The 19,510-nt window shown below is 47.9% G+C and carries 20 protein-coding genes; 6 read left to right on the forward strand and 14 right to left on the reverse strand.

Annotated elements, in window-relative coordinates; genetic code table 11:
• The first annotated feature begins 90 nt into the window (after positions 1–90).
• Both N8M53_RS06425 and N8M53_RS06430 read left to right on the forward strand, forming a co-directional pair.
• Positions 91–924 (forward strand): hypothetical protein, encoded by an 834-nt coding sequence (locus tag N8M53_RS06425; protein WP_269579917.1) that lies wholly within the window; start codon positions 91–93, stop codon positions 922–924.
• A 30-nt stretch (positions 925–954) separates the two neighbouring features.
• The gene (locus tag N8M53_RS06430) at positions 955–1,605 is read left to right on the forward strand and encodes a DUF2987 domain-containing protein (RefSeq protein ID WP_269579918.1); all 651 of its coding nucleotides are present in this window, start codon (positions 955–957) and stop codon (positions 1,603–1,605) included.
• 152 nt (positions 1,606–1,757) lie between these two features.
• Here the strand turns inward: N8M53_RS06430 and ttcA are convergent, their stop codons facing one another.
• From ttcA to ccoN, 11 genes are all read right to left on the reverse strand, one after another.
• Positions 1,758–2,687, reverse strand: a complete 930-nt coding sequence (gene ttcA / locus N8M53_RS06435) for a tRNA 2-thiocytidine(32) synthetase TtcA (RefSeq protein WP_269579919.1) — start codon at positions 2,685–2,687, stop codon at positions 1,758–1,760.
• Between the two features lie 145 nt (positions 2,688–2,832).
• Complete coding sequence (uspE, locus tag N8M53_RS06440) at positions 2,833–3,780, reverse strand: universal stress protein UspE (protein WP_269579920.1); 948 nt, start codon at positions 3,778–3,780, stop codon at positions 2,833–2,835.
• A gap of 144 nt (positions 3,781–3,924) precedes the next feature.
• The gene (locus N8M53_RS06445; RefSeq protein WP_046073237.1) at positions 3,925–4,674 is read right to left on the reverse strand and encodes an FNR family transcription factor; all 750 of its coding nucleotides are present in this window, start codon (positions 4,672–4,674) and stop codon (positions 3,925–3,927) included.
• Positions 4,675–4,739: 65 nt separating this feature from the next.
• Positions 4,740–5,414: a sulfite exporter TauE/SafE family protein gene (locus N8M53_RS06450; protein WP_269579921.1), complete on the reverse strand. Its 675-nt coding sequence runs from the start codon at positions 5,412–5,414 to the stop codon at positions 4,740–4,742.
• Entirely contained in the window at positions 5,401–5,616 is a 216-nt protein-coding gene (gene ccoS / locus N8M53_RS06455; protein WP_269579922.1) for a cbb3-type cytochrome oxidase assembly protein CcoS, read from the reverse strand. Before ccoS ends, N8M53_RS06450 begins: the two co-directional genes overlap by 14 nt.
• 4 nt (positions 5,617–5,620) lie before the next feature.
• Complete coding sequence (locus N8M53_RS06460; protein ID WP_269579923.1) at positions 5,621–7,999, reverse strand: heavy metal translocating P-type ATPase; 2,379 nt, start codon at positions 7,997–7,999, stop codon at positions 5,621–5,623.
• 2 nt (positions 8,000–8,001) lie between these two features.
• Complete coding sequence (locus N8M53_RS06465; RefSeq protein WP_269579924.1) at positions 8,002–8,487, reverse strand: FixH family protein; 486 nt, start codon at positions 8,485–8,487, stop codon at positions 8,002–8,004.
• Positions 8,488–8,559: 72 nt separating this feature from the next.
• Positions 8,560–9,540 carry a cytochrome-c oxidase, cbb3-type subunit III gene (gene ccoP / locus N8M53_RS06470; RefSeq protein ID WP_269579925.1) on the reverse strand — a complete coding sequence of 327 codons (981 nt, stop codon included), beginning with the start codon at positions 9,538–9,540 and terminating at the stop codon, positions 8,560–8,562.
• Positions 9,540–9,722, reverse strand: coding sequence for a CcoQ/FixQ family Cbb3-type cytochrome c oxidase assembly chaperone (locus N8M53_RS06475; RefSeq protein WP_046073231.1), 183 nt, complete (start codon positions 9,720–9,722; stop codon positions 9,540–9,542). The genes ccoP and N8M53_RS06475 overlap by 1 nt, the downstream gene beginning before the upstream one ends.
• 12 nt (positions 9,723–9,734) lie before the next feature.
• Positions 9,735–10,346: a cytochrome-c oxidase, cbb3-type subunit II gene (ccoO, locus tag N8M53_RS06480; protein ID WP_046073230.1), complete on the reverse strand. Its 612-nt coding sequence runs from the start codon at positions 10,344–10,346 to the stop codon at positions 9,735–9,737.
• 13 nt (positions 10,347–10,359) lie between these two features.
• The gene (gene ccoN, locus N8M53_RS06485; protein WP_046073229.1) at positions 10,360–11,787 is read right to left on the reverse strand and encodes a cytochrome-c oxidase, cbb3-type subunit I; all 1,428 of its coding nucleotides are present in this window, start codon (positions 11,785–11,787) and stop codon (positions 10,360–10,362) included.
• A 277-nt stretch (positions 11,788–12,064) separates the two neighbouring features.
• Between ccoN and N8M53_RS06490 the strand changes: the two genes are divergently transcribed.
• Positions 12,065–12,484, forward strand: coding sequence for a hypothetical protein (locus tag N8M53_RS06490; protein WP_269579926.1), 420 nt, complete (start codon positions 12,065–12,067; stop codon positions 12,482–12,484).
• Positions 12,485–12,571: 87 nt separating this feature from the next.
• Here the strand turns inward: N8M53_RS06490 and N8M53_RS06495 are convergent, their stop codons facing one another.
• Positions 12,572–13,090, reverse strand: a complete 519-nt coding sequence (locus N8M53_RS06495; protein ID WP_269579927.1) for a hypothetical protein — start codon at positions 13,088–13,090, stop codon at positions 12,572–12,574.
• Positions 13,091–13,276: 186 nt separating this feature from the next.
• Between N8M53_RS06495 and N8M53_RS06500 the strand changes: the two genes are divergently transcribed.
• On the forward strand, positions 13,277–14,467 hold the full coding sequence (locus N8M53_RS06500) for an FIST signal transduction protein (RefSeq protein WP_269579928.1): 1,191 nt from the start codon (positions 13,277–13,279) through the stop codon (positions 14,465–14,467).
• A gap of 2 nt (positions 14,468–14,469) precedes the next feature.
• Complete coding sequence (locus tag N8M53_RS06505) at positions 14,470–16,590, forward strand: ATP-binding protein (RefSeq protein WP_269579929.1); 2,121 nt, start codon at positions 14,470–14,472, stop codon at positions 16,588–16,590.
• A 270-nt stretch (positions 16,591–16,860) separates the two neighbouring features.
• Here N8M53_RS06505 and N8M53_RS06510 read toward each other — a convergent pair whose 3' ends face one another.
• Both N8M53_RS06510 and matP read right to left on the reverse strand, forming a co-directional pair.
• Positions 16,861–17,151, reverse strand: a complete 291-nt coding sequence (locus tag N8M53_RS06510; protein ID WP_046073224.1) for a DUF3634 family protein — start codon at positions 17,149–17,151, stop codon at positions 16,861–16,863.
• 31 nt (positions 17,152–17,182) lie between these two features.
• Positions 17,183–17,632 (reverse strand): macrodomain Ter protein MatP, encoded by a 450-nt coding sequence (gene matP / locus N8M53_RS06515; protein WP_269579930.1) that lies wholly within the window; start codon positions 17,630–17,632, stop codon positions 17,183–17,185.
• Positions 17,633–17,815: 183 nt separating this feature from the next.
• Between matP and N8M53_RS06520 the strand changes: the two genes are divergently transcribed.
• Positions 17,816–19,471, forward strand: a complete 1,656-nt coding sequence (locus tag N8M53_RS06520; protein ID WP_269579931.1) for a Lon protease family protein — start codon at positions 17,816–17,818, stop codon at positions 19,469–19,471.
• Positions 19,472–19,510 lie beyond the last annotated feature (39 nt).

Raw genomic sequence — 19,510 nt, forward strand, 5'->3', positions numbered from 1 at the left:
CGGGTTATTTTTCCTTATTTGTCAGAATGATTTTTGGCTATGGGTTACAGTCAGATATACTGGGTGCATTAGTCATGATAGATAACGATTATGAGTCAACAAGAATACAACAATGCTTTACATATCGGTGGGTCGATAGAAACGGCGCTAAACGGTCGCTACCGGCTCGATCCATTTGAAATCATCAAAGAAGCTTTCTCCCAGACTTTCAAGCACTTCTGGTCGTTTTTGCCCGCCACCTTATGTCTGTTCGCGACTCAAATAGGTATCTTAATGTTGATGCTGACGTTGTTGTTGGGGGCACCGTCGCATTTATTTGAAGCATTAGTCGGTCAACGTGAGCTCACCACAGATATGATTTCATCCGTGTGGTTGGCGAATTTTACGTCCGAGGTGCTGATTGCGCCCTTATATGCAGGGGCGAGCTTAATGGGCTTGAGTCACGCTATAGGATTTCGTTCTAAACCACGCCATCTACTAAAAGGGCTCGTGTTTGCTTTACCCGTGACGGTCGTGATCTGCCTGTCGGCGACATTGCAAAGTGTGGCGAGCATGATTTTTCCATTACTGAGCCTTTATGTTGCGATGGCGTTTTCTATGTCGCCGCTATTGATTTGTGAAAAACGCCTCACGCCGGTTAAAGCACTCACCGTGTCCTTCCGGGCGGTGAACAAGAAGCTGTTTCAAATGGCAACTATTTATGCGGTTGTTGGCGTGCTATTTCTCATTTCTTTTGCCACCGCTGGCTTTGCCTTGGTTTGGGCGTTACCCTTTCTCTTCAATGTTAAAGGTGTGATTTATCGAGAAATGTTTGGCGTCGGCGTAGAGGTGACAGTGTCACATGATGAGAATGGAGAAAGGGCGCCAAATAGTAATAGTACGACTAATCCGTCGTCATCTGACCAAGACACCTTTGACGCCTGATTCCGCTTTGAGTCTGCAACTGGAGTTCTGATGAAAAAATTAGCCAGTGTACTGGTTGTGCTGGGAATGGTGAGTGTCCCGGCCAGTGCCGATACATACCGTTTTAGCTATAGCAAGCTATTTACTCAGCTTAAACATAACGTGGAAGAAGGGCATCCTGATATTGGTGTGGCGTACTTTATGGTCTCGGCCGAGTCGGGAGAGGTCTGCCCGATCTCTCGCGCATGGATGAGCAAAGAAGAGCATTATGAAGCCTTTGACGTTCCAGCCTCTCAAGCGCTGCCGCTTCCTCTCGATAACCAGCTCCGCAAAGTGAACCCGGATGTCTTCGTTGAAACCCCCGCCGACCGTAACTGCGATATTTCGTTCCAGGTATTGGTTGATCAGCCAGTAGGAAAGAAATTAACTAGCCAGCAGATTAAGAGTTGGTTGCCTCAGATGGATACGATGATGGAAAATTTAGGCGGGATGTTTGCTTCTTGGTTTATGCCGAAGACACAGGGAGTCGTCTTGCATTTTTCGCCCTCGGTGACGGGGGCGGTGACTAGCAGTGAGGGAAAAAAATACCCAATCGATGCTCACCAAGCCATTATAGATGTCAATCACCTTGGCGATAGCGCCACGTTAACGCTGCCAGAGGCTCCCATCAAGGTGTCGCCTTGGTTGCCGAAAAACGGATAAACGGCGAGAGACTTCAAGCCTACACTGAGCTTCAAAGACACAGTGCGCAGGATGTAGAAAGCTGAAACGACAAAAAACGCCCACTGTTTAAAGTGGGCGTTTTTATTAGCAGGCCATTTAGGGCCAACGACAATTCTGTCATGCTTCAAACACTATGTGCCGACATTGACCACGTCGAGTGATAAGTTAGGGTCAACCTCGACAGGGCTCTCTGAAACGGGCGCCGGATCGGTAAAGTTTTCCTTATCGAATGCGGTATCACCATCCCCCTCAAACGCCATACCCGCTGCGACGGATTTAAAATTAAACAGCTCGGTATCGGCCATATGCGAAGGGACGATATTTTGCATTGCTCGGAACATCGTCTCAATGCGGCCTGGATAGCGCTTATCCCAATCTCGGAGCATATCTTTGATCACTTGGCGTTGTAGGTTGGGCTGTGAGCCACAAAGGTTACACGGAATGATCGGGAAGGCTTTTTGCTCTGAATAACGCTCAATGTCTTTTTCTCGGCAATAGGCCAGTGGACGGATCACCACATGTTCGCCGTTGTCAGAGACGAGCTTCGGTGGCATGCCTTTCATCTTGCCGCCATAGAACATGTTCAAGAATAAGGTCTCTAGTATGTCATCTCGGTGATGGCCCAATGCAATTTTGGTGGCACCCAGCTCTTTCGCTGTGCGATACAAGATACCGCGGCGAAGTCGCGAACAAAGTGAACAGGTTGTCTTGCCCTCAGGCACTTTCTCTTTGACGATGGAGTAAGTGTCTTCTTCAACAATTTTGTACTCGACGCCCAAGCCCTCTAAATACTCTGGCAAAATGTGCTCAGGAAACCCAGGTTGCTTTTGATCTAAATTGACCGCAATGAGTTGGAATGAAACTGGCGCGCTCTTTTGCAGGCTTTGCAGCATATCAAGCAGGGTATAGCTATCTTTGCCGCCTGATAAACAAACCATAATGCGATCGCCATCTTCGATCATATTAAAGTCGGCAATCGCTTGTCCGGTGTTGCGACGAATGCGCTTTTGCAGTTTATTAAATCCGTATTTTTGTGCTTTGCTCAGCTCTTCGGTGCTCATAAGTACTATCGCGTTGTCAGGCAAGGTAAACGCATTACACTGCCAGTGTGCATGAATGGCGGGTATGATACGGATTTTGACCACAAATGCCAGTCAACAGCAGGCAGTGAATGCCACTGCCTGCTGTATGAGGGAATGAAAAAGGTTAATCGTTAGCGCGAGGATCGAGTGGGCTAATGTAGCCATCAGGTTTGATGGCAAGTAAGTCACAGTCGAGTTGATCAATCATGTGCTCTGCGGTATTACCGATAAACACCGCGGATAAGCCGGTGCGTCCTGTGGTACCGAGAATAACAAGCTCTGCATCCAGCTCTCGGGCAATGTTAGGGATAACATCTTCCGGCAACCCTTCTTGGACATGCGTGCGTGTTTCTTCGATGTGATGGCGCTGACGCAAGGCTTTCATTGCCGTGAGATGATGACCTCGTACCGCATCAGTATACGATGTTGGATCAAAGTCAGGCAGCTCGATAGTAATATTGACCGGCGTGGCAGGGTAGGCGTTAGCCAGGTGCAACTCAGCCCCTAACATCGCACTCATGATATTGCCTTCATCAACCAATTTGTCGTTGAGCTCAGCGTGAGTTTCAGTTTCAGACGCTACATGAACAGAGGCGACTATCTTGCCTTTATCTGGCCAACCATGATCTTTAACTAATAACACTGAACTTGGGCATTTGCGTAACAAGTGCCAATCGGTGGGGGTAAAGATGACAGAGCCTAGTGTGTCGTGTTGGTGTGTCGCTTTAACCACCAAATCGTGGTGGTGGCTCAGCACGCGTTCGACAATCGCTTCGTAAGGGCGGTTATGCCATACCACGACTTTTTCGATTTCACACGCTTGAGCATGGTGTGATTGAATAACTTCATTCATCCATTCTTCACGTTGGTGCATCACACCTTGGCGCATCGCTTGCCGCTCATCAGATGAGAGCATGGATGTCATTTCGTAAGAGAAATCATAAATGGCAAGAAACAGAGTGAGCTTAACCTTTGCATCGCTTCGCTGGCTAAGCGTGACTGCACGGGAAAGTGCAGGCTGTTGTTCTTGGGAAGGATCAATGACGACGAGCAGGTTCGTGTACCTAGACATATCTGCCTCCTTTGCACAGATGCATCGGTTAATTTCACTTTAACCTACTTAGCCCGTTCACGCGAAAGAAATTGCTCACCACAGAGCAAAAAAGAGAAATGGCGCATAAAGCGCCATTTATTAACAACTTATTTACTTTTTCTGCTAAACAAAGCACTCTTCATCCGCAAGACGTGCAAGCTCTTCCAAGTCTAGAACCGTGATGTATTTACCTTTGACCGCCAAGATTTCTGACTTTTGGAAGCGGCCTAATAAGCGACTGATCGTTTCAACGGTGAGACCCAGGTAGTTACCAATATCACCTCGCGTCATGGTAAGGCGGAACTCTCGCGGAGAAAACCCACGCTGAGCAAAGCGTTTCGATAGACTATAAAGGAAAGCGGCCAGACGCTCTTCAGCTGTTTTCTTCGATAACAGCAAAATCATATCCTGATCGCCTTTTATCTCATTGCTCATTAGTCGCATGATTTGTTGGCGAAGCTTGGGCATTTTACCGGAGAGGTCATCAAGGGTGTCGTAGGGGATCTCACAAATCATTGACGTTTCTAGCGCTTGAGCAAAGCTAGGATGCTCACTGTCATTAATCGCGTCAAACCCCACCAAATCTCCGGCAAGGTGGAATGCTGTTATCTGCTCATCACCTTGTTCTGTGATTGTGTAGGTCTTAACCGTACCTGAACGAATCGCATACAGCGCTCGCAGATTATCACCGGCTTTGAACAGTTCTTGGCCTTTCTGAATAGGTTTTTTTCGCTCAATGATGCTATCCAGTTGATCCAACTCTTGCTCATTTAACGTAAAGGGAATGCAAAGCTGGCTGATACTGCAATCTTGACAATGAATTGCACAACCGCCTGACTGAACCCGCCGAGTGATGATCTTATTCGACACCATACACCTGCCTGAAATTGATAAACGTCAATAGACATATTACACCATGATTGTGTGCTAGGTCGACCTTATATCAGGAGTTTGAGCGCTGAATAAGCCGTATAAAAGCCATAAAGCGCTAACATTGTGGCACATATCAAACGCAGTAAGTGGTTGTTAAGAATTGGCTTAATCCGCTCGGCAAGGGCACCAACGGTTAACATCGCCGGTAACGTCCCTAATCCAAACCCGAACATTACAAGGCCGCCTCCCGATGCGCTGCCTGCAACAGCGGCCCAACTCAGCGCTGAGTAAACGAGCCCACAGGGGAGCCAGCCCCACACAAGGCCAAAGGGATACGCATATAACGGCGAACGCAGTGGCATTAGTTTGGACGTTAGCGGAGAAATAACTCGCCAAAGTTTGCTACCCAGTCGCTCAATATAGCTAAGGCCATTCCACACTTGGGCCATATAGGCTGCTAATAGCAACATCATGATTGCAGCAAACAGTCGCAATACCGCAAGGTGCTGCGTTAAATCAGACAAAGCAAGCAAGGAGGCTACGGTACCACCGATCATTGCGCCGGCAACGGTATATGAGCTGATTCGCCCCAAGTTATACAAGACAAGATAAGGCCATTTGGCTTTTTGCGGAGGAATGCCAAGAGACATAGCCGCAGCAACCCCGCCACACATCCCTAGACAGTGGCCAGCCCCCAACAAGCCAATTACGAGGGCACCAATAAAATCAATGTTTGTCATCTTGCGTCGACGCGTGAGGTTCGGTTGATTGGCTTGATTGTGATCCGGTGTCTTTCTCCGGCTCTTCTTCATCAAAAAGGATCGAAGATCCTTGTCGTTCTAGATCCTCGAATTGATCAGATTTGACGGCCCAGATAAACACGACGGCAGCCACGCAAACCAGCATGATGGCGATGGGGATCAAAATGTACAAACTAGCCATAACGCTAATCCTCTTTTCTATTAAGTAGGCGCAGCGAGTTAGATACCACGATAATCGAGCTTGCTGACATGCCTACCACCGCAACGTAAGGAGCGACATAGCCCATAACCGCTAAGGGTAGGATAGTGATGTTGTAGCCAAGGGCCCAGGTTAAGTTCTCGCGGATAATACGGCGCGTTTGTTGGGCTAGACGTCTTGCCGTTAGTAGTTTCTCCAAATCATCACTTAACAGCACCATATCGGCAGATGATTTGGCGATGTCAGTGCCTCCGCCCATCGCAACCGACAAGTGGGCGCCGGCTAAAACGGGCGCATCATTGACGCCATCACCGACCATCAGCGTCACGGTGTCATCATCAAGGCTTTGAAGATACGCCAGTTTGCCTTGCGGAGATACGCCTGAAATCACAGAATCAATCCCAAGCTCATTCGCTACTTGGTCAACGTTGCGAGACTGATCACCGGTTAGCATGGTGGTTTGAATCCCAGCTTGTTTAAATGCGGCTATCAAGCGTGCGCTACTGGGACGAATCGGATCGGTCAGTGAAAACGCGGCCACCACTTGCTCGTCACAACTGAGTACAACGGGATAGGAGTCATACTCAGTTTTAGGTGAAGATAGGGCAAACGCCGCTTTGCCAATACGCCAATGCTGGCCATTGATCTCGCCGCTTATCCCTTGACCAATATGGTTGTCTGCCGCTTTGACTGTCAGAAACTCAGTCGCTTTTGATTGGAACGCGTTGGCGATGGGATGATTGGCAAATCCCTCTAAGCTGGCCGCAATGTTCAAGGCCGATTGTTCGCTAACGTCAGCAGCAAACATGTGGACTGAATCAATTTTCACCTCCCCCTCGGTCAGTGTACCTGTTTTATCAACCACCAATCGATTCACCTTGGTTAAGGTTTCCAAAACGTGGCCTCGGCGTAACATGATACCGAGCTGGCCAAAGGTCGATGTTGAGCAAGTAAGGGCCGTGGGTGTGGCGAGTGACAATGCGCAAGGGCAGGTGGCAACAAGCACGGATAGCATGATCCAAAAGGCATCCTCAGGTTGAACAAAATGCCAATAGAGCCAAGTCGATGCGGAAATAATTAAGATGGCGGCGACAAAGTAACGCGCGATATGGTCTGCCAGCACCGCCACCTTGGGTTTTGCCATTTGAGCTTCATCTTGCAAACGCACAATATGAGCCACGAGAGACTCTTTGTGATTACTCGTCACACAAATATCGACATTCCCTTCCACATTCATGGTGCCGGCATAAACGGCATCACCCAGTCGCTTAGTTTGTGGTAGTGACTCGCCTGTCAGCATGGCTTCATCGACGGACGTCGTGCCAGACAATATTTTTCCATCGGCAGGAAAGGGCTCCCCGGGCAATACGCGAATGTTATCGCCTACTTTCAGACTGTTAGCTGGCACGGCTTCACCGTTAAGACGGCGCGCCATTTTGGGAACCAGTTTTAACAAGTTGGCGCTGGCTGCTGCAGCCGTGCGGCGTGCGCGCATTTCCAGAAAACGCCCAAGTAGCAAGAAGAAGGTAAACATCGCCACCGATTCGAAAAACACTTCCCCTTTTCCGGTCACTGTGGCGTACAAGCTAGAAAAATAAGCAAATAACAAAGCAATAGAAACGGGCACGTCCATGCCCAATGTACGGGCTTTTAGGTTGCGCCACGCATTGGTGTAAAAGGGCAACGCAGAATAAAGTAAGACAGGCGTCGCGAAGATTAAACTTATCCACCGGAAGTAATTGCGAAAGGTTTCATCCATATCGCCAAAAACTTCAAAATACATCGCCACGGCTAACATCATCACTTGCATGGTGGCCAGGCCAGCAATGCCCAGCCGATACAAGTATTGCTTCATATTACGATGGTATTGCTGCTCTTGCCTGTCGGCCTCAAAAGGCGCAGCCTTGTACCCAAGATGGTGGATGCGCGTGAGTATTGTGCTCAGCGACGTTTCAGCGTCATCCCAACGCACCTGGGCGCGGTTCGTGGTCGTGTTGACCTGAATATGTGTCACGCCCGTGGTGCGCTGCAGTTGCTTTTCAATCAACCAAGCACACGCTGCGCAAGAAACACCATCAAGTGACAACGTCACCTCTTTTTGGTCTGCCACGTCGCGGACAAACTCTTGTTGTACATCTTGATTATCGTATAGCGTCAGTGATTTGAGCTCTTCGGGGACTAAGTCGGCCTTATCAGCGTTCTCTGTGCGATATTGATAATAAGAACTCAAACCACTGTCTACGATCGTGGTTGCCACGGCTTGGCAGCCAGGGCAACACATAAGGCGGGGTTTATCGAAAATCACTACTTGGTAGGTGTCTCCTGTTAGCACAGGATCACCACAGTGATAACAAGGCGTGGTCATGGTTACTGCTTACCGGTTAACGTCAGGGGAGTTGAGACAGGGAAATTGATACGACCGTGAACTTTCCATTGCTTATCGAATGAAGTGATTTCGATAAACCAAGGCCCAGATATTGGTTCAGCAAGATCGATATGATAAACCCCTGCTTGGTTTGGATTTACCATCACATTCACATCTTTTCGCTCGAGCGTACGGTGTTGAATATGCACCTTGAGCGCAGGAAATGACTCGAGATCGCCTTTATCTAGTGCTATCGCAATTGCCTGGTCGCTAGACGATAGTTGTGCTGAGATCCCCAGCTGAGCCGCGACTTTCAGCTTGGAAAGATCAACATTAATCGCCTTGCCTTTCTTGTAATAGTCTTCTGCCACCAGAGACACAGAATTCATCGAAAAGACGGTCACAGTTAACAAACTCGCGACGACAACAGAAGCGGGAAGGGCAATCAGGAACCAAGGCCAAAACTGCTTGTACCAGGGTGTTACCATCAGAAGCTCCTCGGTTTGAGCATTTACATTTAAGAAGCCCCTGCAAGCAGGGGCTGTATCACACCTAAGTGCTTATTCTACTTCAGGATTACTCAAACGCCATACATAGGCAGAGAGTATCTGGATTTTTTCTTCGCCAAGGTGAGCTTCCCATGCGGGCATCACGCCTTGACGACCACCACGAATGGTTTGCTCGACGGCACGACGAGAGCCACCATATAGCCAGATATTGTCAGTTAAATCCGGCGCACCAAAGGCAGGGTTACCTTTGCCATCCGTGCCGTGACATGCGGCACATACAACAAAGCGAGATTTACCCTTGGCAGCCATTTGCGGATCCACTTTACGACCTGACAAGCTCAGTGCATAAGCAGTGACTTCTTTCACGCCTTCTTCACCCATGGTGTCCAACCAAGCCGGCATGTTGCCTTTTCGGCCATGGAGAAGGGTGGCTTTAATGGTTTCAGGCTCACCGCCATACAACCACGCGTCGTCGGTGAGATTCGGGAAACCAGCCTGACCGCGCGCATCCGACCCATGGCAGGCCGCACAGTTTTGGCTAAACAAACGTTGACCCACTTTCAAAGCTTCTTCATTACGCGCGATTTGAGTAATCGGACGCAATGATTTGCCATCTTCTTGGTAGGCGAGTTTGCGGAACGCTTCACCAAACACCTTGTCAGCTGCCTCGAGCTCCATCGCATATTGGTTAATGTGCTGCGCTTCTTGCGCTTTTGCCATTAACTCACGCGATTCCTCGACACTGCTTACGTCTTGGTACGAACTTTTCCAGCCTAATACGCCAGCAAAGTTACCCAGCCCCGGATAGAGGATAAGGTACCCCAAGCCGAACACTAAAGTCGCCCAAAACATGTACGACCACCACTTAGGCAGTGGGTTGTTGAGTTCACGAATACCGTCATACTCGTGACCCATGTCATCGCCTTCTGCGACGCCCATTTTATCTTTGGTTGTCCAAATGATAAGAGCAGCACAGCCAGCAATCGTGCCGAGTACGATGACTGTTACGAAGATACTCCAAAACGTACTCATTAGCGATTATCTCCTGTCTTGTTATTGGACTTATCCTGATTGTTCTCCTCATCGTCGAAAATCAGGTTAGCCGCTTCATCAAAGTGCTTTTTGCGACGTTTGCTATAAGCCCAAACAACGATCCCAATGAAGCTCACAAAAAGGACAACTGTCCAGATACTATGAAAGGTGCCGATATCCATAGGCCCTCCTTATTACTTCATTGCGTGACCTAGTGACTGAAGATAAGCAATCAGCGCTTCTATCTCCGTTTTACCTTCAACTGCCGCCTTAGCATTCTCGATGTCCTCATCGGTGTATGGCACACCAAATTGGTCACGGAATACTTTCAGCTTCGCGGCTGTTGTTTCCCCATCTAGCTTGTTCTCTGCTAACCAAGGGAAGCCAGGCATGTTCGATTCAGGTACTACGTCACGTGGATTAATTAAGTGAACGCGGTGCCATTCGTCAGAGTAACGATCCCCAACTCGGGCGAGATCAGGACCAGTACGTTTAGAGCCCCATAAGAAGGGATGCTCCCAAACACTTTCCCCTGCGACAGCATAGTGGCCGTAACGCTCGGTTTCAGCGCGAAATGGGCGAACCATTTGACTGTGACACACGTTGCACCCTTCACGGATGTAGATGTCTCGTCCTTCCATTTCTAACGCTGTATACGGGCGAAGGTTGTCCACCGGTTCAGTGGTTTGCTTTTGGTAAATCAGTGGCGTTATCTCCACCAATGCACCAAAGCTGATTGCAACGATGATCAAAATCGCTAGCAAACCTGTGTTTTTTTCTACTATCTCGTGGCGATTTGAACTCATTTAATCGTCCTCCTTACACCGCAGGCTCAAGCGATTTCAAGCTAGCTTCAGGCGCACGAATTGTTTTATATGCGTTGTAAGCCATCAAGAACATACCTGATAGGAAAATCGCACCGCCGATAAAGCGGACGAAGTAGAACGGATAGGAGGCTTCCAATGACTCCACAAAGCTGTATGTCAACGTACCGTCAGTGTTGACCGCGCGCCACATCAGACCTTGCATCACACCAGAAATCCACATGGCAACGATGTAAAGCACGGTACCAATCGTGGCCAGCCAGAAGTGTACGTTCACCAAAGACACCGAGTACATACGCTCTTGGCCAAACAGTTTTGGAATCAAGTGGTAGATTGAGCCGATAGAGACCATCGCAACCCAGCCGAGTGCACCAGAATGAACGTGACCGATTGTCCAGTCGGTGTAGTGCGACAAGGCATTAACTGTCTTGATCGACATCATTGGGCCTTCAAACGTGGACATGCCATAGAATGACAAAGACACAATAAGGAAGCGCAAAATGGGATCATAGCGAAGTTTATGCCACGCACCTGATAACGTCATAATACCGTTAATCATCCCGCCCCACGAAGGTGCAAACAAGATTAACGACATCACCATCCCCAGTGACTGTGTCCAATCGGGCAGAGCCGTGTAATGAAGGTGGTGAGGACCCGCCCAGATGTAGAGAGAAATCAATGCCCAGAAGTGGACGATTGAAAGTCGATACGAATAAACAGGGCGACCCGCTTGTTTAGGTACGAAGTAATACATCATGCCCAAAAAGCCTGCCGTCAGCAGGAAACCAACCGCATTATGTCCATACCACCACTGAACCATCGCATCAACTGCGCCAGCATAGATGGAGTAAGATTTCATCGGTGAAACAGGGATTGCCATGCTGTTGACGATGTGTAACACCGCGATGGTCAGAATAAAGGCACCGAAGAACCAGTTGGCCACATAAATATGTGACGTTTTACGCTTGATAAGCGTGCCAAAGAACACGATAGCGTATGCGACCCATACCACCGCGATGGCGATATCAATTGGCCACTCTAGTTCAGCGTACTCTTTAGAGGTGGTGTATCCCATTGGCAGCGAGATGGCTGCAGAAAGGATGATGGCTTGCCAACCCCAGAAGGTGAACTCTGCTAACTTCCCTCCGAACAACCGTGTTTGACAAGTTCGCTGTGCAACATAATAAGAGGTTGCAAACAACGCACTGGTACCGAAAGCGAAAATCACTGCGTTGGTATGCAGTGGGCGCAGACGGCTATACGTCAAATACGGAATATCAAAGTTCAGTGCAGGCCACACTAATTGAGCGGCAATAAGTACACCTACAGCCATGCCCACAATACCCCACAAAATAGTTGTTAGGGTAAATAAGCGGACAACGCGGTAGTTGTAGTCTTGTTCAAGCTGCTTAACTTGGCTCATATTGCATGCTTCCACTTTTAGTTAACTACACTCACGTTTGATACGGACGAAGCCTCCGCTTCGCCTGTTAACATACCATTTTTAAGAAAACGCCCCGTTGCGTATGGTTTTTAACCACTTTGCACACTCCGTTGCTATTTCTTTGTAAAAATGGCATTTTCGACCAGAATCATACTGTAGATACTGGTTAAAAAACAGGGTCTAACCCACACACTTAGTGCGGCTTACCAACCTTTCTTATAAAACTTTGACCTCTGTAACACGGAGAAAGCTACCCATGGCAGCAGAAAAACTCACTCGAGGACGACTCGCGCAAATCATCGTTATGCTTACACTTTTGGTGGTTGCTTTCTTCTGGAGGACGCTGGTCTATACACCCGGATTGACCATTATAGACTGCGAAGGGGAACGTGGATTTTGTGGCACGTCACAATCTCAGCAAACGGTAGAGTTCTCGTGGAGAAAAGAACAGGATTATATAATATTTTCAGTGATTTCCGACAAAAAGCCACACTCGGCTTATTGGGGAGAAGAAGGGAACAAGCAGATCGAAATCAGCGATATGCAGGACCAAAACGGGGATAAAATCACGCTAACTTGGCAGTGGAAAACACAAGATTTACCTCGAAATCCCATGAGGTTTAACCTTGTCTTTGATCAACATCAATTTAAATTTAATTACCCTCAAATCGACTAAAAAACTGCGGTTTAAAGCTTATTTTTTCTCTCTAGTCATAATTATAAAAGGAAATGCTTATTTATAAGTGTTTCCTTTTATATCCTGTCACAATTTTATTATAAACTCTTGATTAGTAATGCTATTTGCTTCATCCCCTAAAAGAAAGCATACCAAGGGAGATAAAACTTCGCTCTTTTTACGCGACGGTAATGTTTCCACATCAGTGTTAATATTGTGATCCGACCAGAAACTTATACTGTTAATCCGTTGCAGGCGATTTGTAGCCAGTTTGTCATTTAGGGACGCGCTGCCCAGATGGCTGTTTGTATCAATAACGACACAACGAGCACCTATTTGACAAAATGAATCCAGCCCATCAACTCCCAGTGATTGTATATAGGCATGCCCCAGCTCAGACACGACAACGGCACCGATAAAAGGGGAGAGTTGTACGGTACACTGATCAAGCGTGGCGTGGAGCATATCGGGGGTGAGCGCAGGTGCTTCTTTAAACCTGACTCTTGGATCATGAGCGACAATATCGAGCGCTGTCTTCTGATTGTGATCGACAATAATAGGGGTGTAGCCTTTTGCGGCTAATTGATAGGCGATAGTGGCACCCAAGGTGCAGGCTCCACCGAATAACGCAACGGGTCGACAATCCATGTTGAGCGCTCTAGCGATATAAATAGGATATACAGGATACGTGATTTTAAGCGCTATTTCAGCCGACTAGCGCAATGATTTGATTGCCTGATACAGGTATCATTAAAATCGTGATAGATAGCGAGAACGATAACGAACGTTAAGATGAAGATAGCGACGGCATGCACACAAAATCCAGACGCAGTGGACGCTGCGCAAACACTGGCACGCACTTTGTTGGGTCGTCTAAAAGCCCCTAAGCTTTTAATGCTCTACTGCACGGAGCAATACGATGTTGATGCACTCCAGCAAGCGATGGTCGTGCTTTTCCCTGGCGTGCCAATAATAGGTTGTACGACATGCTGTGGTGTCATGACGCAAGCCGGTTATACCGAAGGGCCAACAGCTGCAGTCTGGGCTTGCAGCGATGAAAAGGGGAGTTACGGCACATCCCTCGTACCACATCAAGCCCATCGTCCAATACACGAGTCAGCGCGCATTGCGCTTAATCAAGCAATAGAAGAGAGCGGCCGTTGTGGCGAGCTCCCCAAACTCATTGCTTTACACAGTACACCGGGTGATGAGGAGACAACATTAGCTGCCATTCGCGAAGAGTTGGGTGTATCGGTCCCAGTGATAGGTGGATCCGCAGCGGCCGATACCGTCGGCGGACAATGGGCTATTTTCGATAATAAACAAACCGCGCGATCTGGGATCGCAATCAGTGTTTTTTATCCAACAGCACGGGTGAGCTATTCATTTCACTCTGGCTATGCGGCAACAACGAAAAAGGCCATCGTCACAGAGGTACGTGGGCGCACTTTAGTTAGCTTGGATCACAAACCCGCATCGATGGTTTATAAAGGCTGGTACGAAGAAGAAACCGGGCAAAAGCTGGATTTAGGGGACTCGCTGTTCGCACGATCAACCTTGTATCCGCTCGGTACACAAACGGGCAAGATACACGGCTTACCTTATTACACCTTGTCACACCCCATGTTTGTTAACCAAGACGGCCACATGGAACTATTCTCGCAAATAGCCGTAGGACAAACCGCGCACTTTATGACTGGTACCAGTGAAGGGTTGATTGCTCGTGCAAGTCGAGTGGTGGAATCGGCAAACGATCATGCACTGCGTACGCCTCAACCTCTCGGTGGACTGGCGATTTACTGTGCGGGGTGTATGCTTCATGTCAAGGATCGCCTTGACCAAGTGGCCGACAATATCAACACCGCTTTATACACGGCACCGTTTGTCTGCCCGTTTACCTTTGGTGAACAAGGCTTGTTTAAAGGTGGTGAGTTGTCCCATGGTAATTTAATGATCTCGGCTGTGTTATTTCATAAGGATTAATCATGACGTCGAAACGCGTATCGTCCTCTGAACGTTCAGACTCTGAATCTTTACAAGAAACCTTATTTGAGCTCAGTCGTGTTGAAGCAAGAGAAAAGCGGTTAAGGGAAGAAAACGATGCGATTTTGTCGGCAATCTCAGCCATGACAGAAGCGACGTCAAAAACCGATATTTTTGCTTCCTTGCTGGATGTGATCCGCCGGTATGTCAACTTTGATAGCGCCGTGGCGCTAAGCCGTAACCGAGAAACAGAAGATGCGTTTCGCTGTCTAGTGTCGACTGAACGCTTACTCGAAACAGTTACTTGGCAAACAGGGGATGTGTTCCGCCGCTGTGTGAGTGGCGAAACGGTTGCTATCTACAAACCTGGCATGGTGAAAGAGCTGCATTGCTTAACGCATCAATACGCCAGTTATTTACAAGGTACTGCGCTGATTAGCGGGCTGACGGTAAACGACAGTGAAGTCATGCTTATATTACTGTCACACCGCCGCGATGCATTTAATAATGAAGCCCAGCAAGTGATAGACCGGTTTCGACCCTTGATTGAACGCACCATAATGGATATTGACTACCGCCACCGTCTCCATGCATTAGTGGGGAGTCGAACCCAAGAACTGAATGCTAGCCGACAGCGTTTTCAAGACTTTGCCCAAACAGCCAGTGATTGGTTTTGGGAACTCGATAACCAATTTCAACTTACCTACCTATCATCACCCAATACTGATACTGACATCGACGCTGAAGCCCTGCTGGCAAAGCTCAAGTCAGACGCCGAATTAAAAACGAAATTAGAAGAGTACATATATACAGAAGAAGCCTTCAGCGATATTGAGTGGCACATAGAGTCTCGTCACCATGATTATTGGGTGAGCCTATCAGGCCGTCCTTGCTATAATAAGCGCGGTGAGCTCGCCGGTTATCGGGGGACGGCTAAAGACATCACCGCGACCAAACGTCGCGTTGTCGAATTGCAAAAGGCTCGCCAGCAAGCTGAGTTAGCCAATAACGCCAAGTCGCAGTTCCTTGCGGTCATGAGCCACGAAATCCGCACGCCGCTCAATGCTGTTTTAGGATTGATCGATGCATTGCAACACTCTTCATTAACGCAAGAACAAAAGCAGTGGGTAGGGCAAATGGATAAATCTGCTCAGCTATTGCTGATATTGATCAGCGATGTTCTAGATTTATCTAAAATTGAGTCCAACCGGTTTTCGCTATCTCCCTCATTGATGAAGCCCAGCGATAGCGTATCGAATGTATATCAACAATTGATTGAGCGTGCCGATAAAAAGCGCATAAACCTCTCTGTCAGTGTTTCTTCTTCTGTGCCCACCATCTTGTTTATGGATGAGAACCGCTTTACGCAAATATTGCTTAACTTGGTGGCCAATGCCTTAAAATTCACAGATCGTGGAGGGGTGACAGTGTCACTTGATGCCCATGATGATGTCCTTGAGCTATGGGTGAGAGATTCGGGCATAGGTATCGATGAAAAGCAGATTGATCGAATATTTGAGCCTTTTACTCAAGCGGATGGCAGCATTACTCGCCGCTTTGGCGGTACCGGCCTCGGATTATCCATTTGCAAAAAGCTGGTAGAGATGATGGGGGGCAGTATTCACGTGGAAAGTGAGCCTTACCAGGGAACTGACTTTTGCGTTCGCTTACCGATTGTCGAAACACCTCAAGATGCAGAAAAGCACCACGCACAGCTTAATGCCCCGGTCGATGCCGTGCAGCCTATGTCGATATTAGTCGCCGAAGACAGCCGTGCTAACCAAATGGTGGTGCGGTTAATGCTTGAAAAGCAAGGTCATACCGTCGCGTTGGCATCCAATGGTGAAGAGGCACTGGCATTGGCAAAAGAAACAGAATTTGACCTAGTGCTTATGGACATGTCGATGCCCGTAATGGACGGCATCGCTGCCACCAAAGCACTGCGCGCGTCCGGGTTTAAACGTCCAATTGTTGCCTTAACGGCTAACGCGATGGACGAAGACAAACAACGTTGTGTCCGTGCAGGTATGGATGACTTTGTGACTAAACCCATTAGGGCCGCGAGCCTGAATGCTGTGTTACATGCACATCAGCCACTTGATCTTTCGACTAATTACCGCTGACTTGAATCGATTTAGGCCAATCCATAATTGGAATAATCAAGATTAAAGGAAGTAGTAATTAGCTATTTTATGGTAAATAGCTAATTACGTTTAATGACATAGATGAAGTAGAGAAGCGTATGGTTAAGTGGCAGATGTCACACTCAATCAGATATCATATTTAACATAATCTATATAATGCGTACTGATGGGTGTGTATCAATATAGGAGCGATATGGCGTTTATCACTTATCATATCGCTCCTTGTCCATTGCTGTCTGTAACCAGGTGCTATTTGAATGATTGATGTGGAAATACGTTTTTGATGCGTTGCTGAATGCGGTTATCGATGCTGCGCGACATTACCACCTTCGCGGGTTTAAAGCGGTTGCTATACACTTTCACTGTGCCCGTGAACGGATGGCGCTTCGCAATGTCTTGGCAGTCATGTAAGAAACCTTTCGGCACTTTCCCTTTGTGACGCACTAACTGACCATCTTTAAACGCAATTACAATCAGTGGCCGGTCAATCAACATGAATGCGAGGAAAATGGCAAAAGAGATCAGTAAAAAGTAGCCCATACTGCAATGCTCGCTTATCGGTTAACGGGTTTCACATTCCTAGCAAGTTACTCAGATCTTGCTTTAATGTGTCTACTTGCTTGTTAGCACTCTCTGAGCGATTAGCCTCAGATAACAAATACTCAATGGTGTCGGATAAGGTCGCATCAAGTTCGTGTGCTTTTTGCGAGAGCTTCTCCCACACACGATAATCCAAATCGATGGATTTTTTCCGCGTTTGCTCTTGCTCGGCGTTAAAGTGACGCTTGCGCTTGGCGCGGATCGCTTGTTTTAGCTTTTTCTCCAGCGACGGCGCCATGTGCTTCTCAATCCATTGATGTACACGCGTTGGCTCATGCTCCAGCGCTAACAAGGCGTCAATGGCCGTCTGAGCCTCATCGCTATCAATATATTTTGTGACAGCGTCACCGTCTTTCCACTTTTTTACCAGGTAGGCCCATTTCCAGCCTGCTTCAAGGTTCTCGAGTTGTTGATATTTCATATGCCAAGCTTCAGTCACGCCACGTGGTGACAGCGTAACACTAACTCGCTGCCTGTTCAATTATCGCACACCTCAAAGATACTGCGTACGCCAGTGGACGATCCAATGGCTGCACTATCCTATTACCACAGTGTGTTATCCTTTATACTCTGTCCATTCTAATCTTAGTCAGTAATCATAGACATGCATGAAGTTGATTGGCGTGATGCCAAACCACATTATTCTCAGTTTTCTCTCGACATTGCACAATTTGCGCATTTAGAGGCGGCTTCGCTGTTATCACTGCAATCGCGCTTAAAAAAGGCACTGATTTGGTTAATGTCACCTTCGTGTCCAACGGCTTGTCTTACCGTGATGTCAGCTGACTTGCCCCAATATCTTAATGCTTATCAAGCAGAGTTCGTTTCACAGTACCCAGAAATGCCGGTTGTGATCGGTGACGCAGTTACCGAATCAAGCCTGTTTGGCTTCGCTTATGATGCGAATAAAAATGTGACAGCGTCACAAAAAAAGTACGGTTTACTGCATCAAGCTCACGATGGCGTATTGATTCTAAAAGTGGCGGATATACTGCAGCAGCCACGCGTTTGGGTTCGCCTCAAACAGTTTTTATCATCGGGTAAGCTTGCCTGGCAGACCGCCCGCGCCGATCAAGTGACTGATTTGCCGGATGAGGCACTGAACGTACGTCTGGTGTTAGTCGGTGACAGACAGTGGCTGGCCGACTTTGAAACCAATGAGCCTGATCTCTACGATGGCCTGTCAGCCTATGCCGAATATGAGCAAGACATTGCGCTCGACGCGGCCACCATTGTGCCCTACTTTGCTTGGCTAAAAGGCTTGGTCACCGCACAAACTCACTTACCTATGACAGAGTCAGGCTTAGTGCGTTTATTGCAAGCAGGAGCACGTGAAAGCGAAGATCAACTGCGGATGCCCTTGTGTCCGGTTTGGTATCAGCAACTACTGGCTGAATCTGTCATAACGGCATCGGATGCGCTCGACAAAGCCGCGATTGATGCCGCTATCTCTCAGCGGTACCAACGTGCTGCCTACCTCCCCGAGCGTGCGATTGAAGACATCCACAAAGGACAAGTTTTTATTGATACCCGTGGTGAGCATATCGGCCAAATTAATGGTCTTACCGTGATCGAAGTGCCTGGCCACCCGGTGAGTTACGGTGAGCCAGCGAGAATTTCTTGCGTTGTTCACTCTGGTGATGGCGATATTGCTGATGTGGAGCGCAAAGCCGAGCTTGCGGGTAATATTCACGCCAAAGGCATGATGATTATGCAAGCCTTTGTGAGCGTGGCGCTAAACCTCGATGACCCTTTACCCTATTCCGCCTCCATCGTATTCGAACAATCGTACAGTGAAGTCGATGGTGACAGTGCATCCTTGGCGGAATTGTGTGCCTTTGTGAGCGCGTTATCTCAACAACCGATTAATCAAGCCATCGCTATCACTGGCGCGGTTGACCAGTTTGGTCGTGTACAAGCGGTAGGTGGAATCAATGAAAAAATCGAAGGGTATTACCAAGTTTGTGCTCACCGTGGCTTAACAGGTCAACAAGGTGTCGTGTTGCCTAAAACGAACCTGTCATCCTTATGTTTGCGTAACGATGTAGTCGATGCGATTAAAGCCGGTCAATTTCATATTTGGGCAGTGGATGATGTCGAGCAAGCCTTTCCGCTTGTGACAGGTCTCCCATTCTCAGGCGACGATGAAGAGACATTGCTAAGAAAAATATCTAATCGAATAAATCATTTTCATACTGATGAAAAACAAAGCTGCAACAGTTTGTTTAAACGCTTAAAAAACTGGTTTGGCCAGTACTGATCCGAGTTGTTTGGCGTACACGTGTACGCTAACCTGCTC

It is taken from the genome of Salinivibrio kushneri, from assembly GCF_027286325.1.
Lineage (GTDB): Bacteria > Pseudomonadota > Gammaproteobacteria > Enterobacterales > Vibrionaceae > Salinivibrio > Salinivibrio kushneri_A.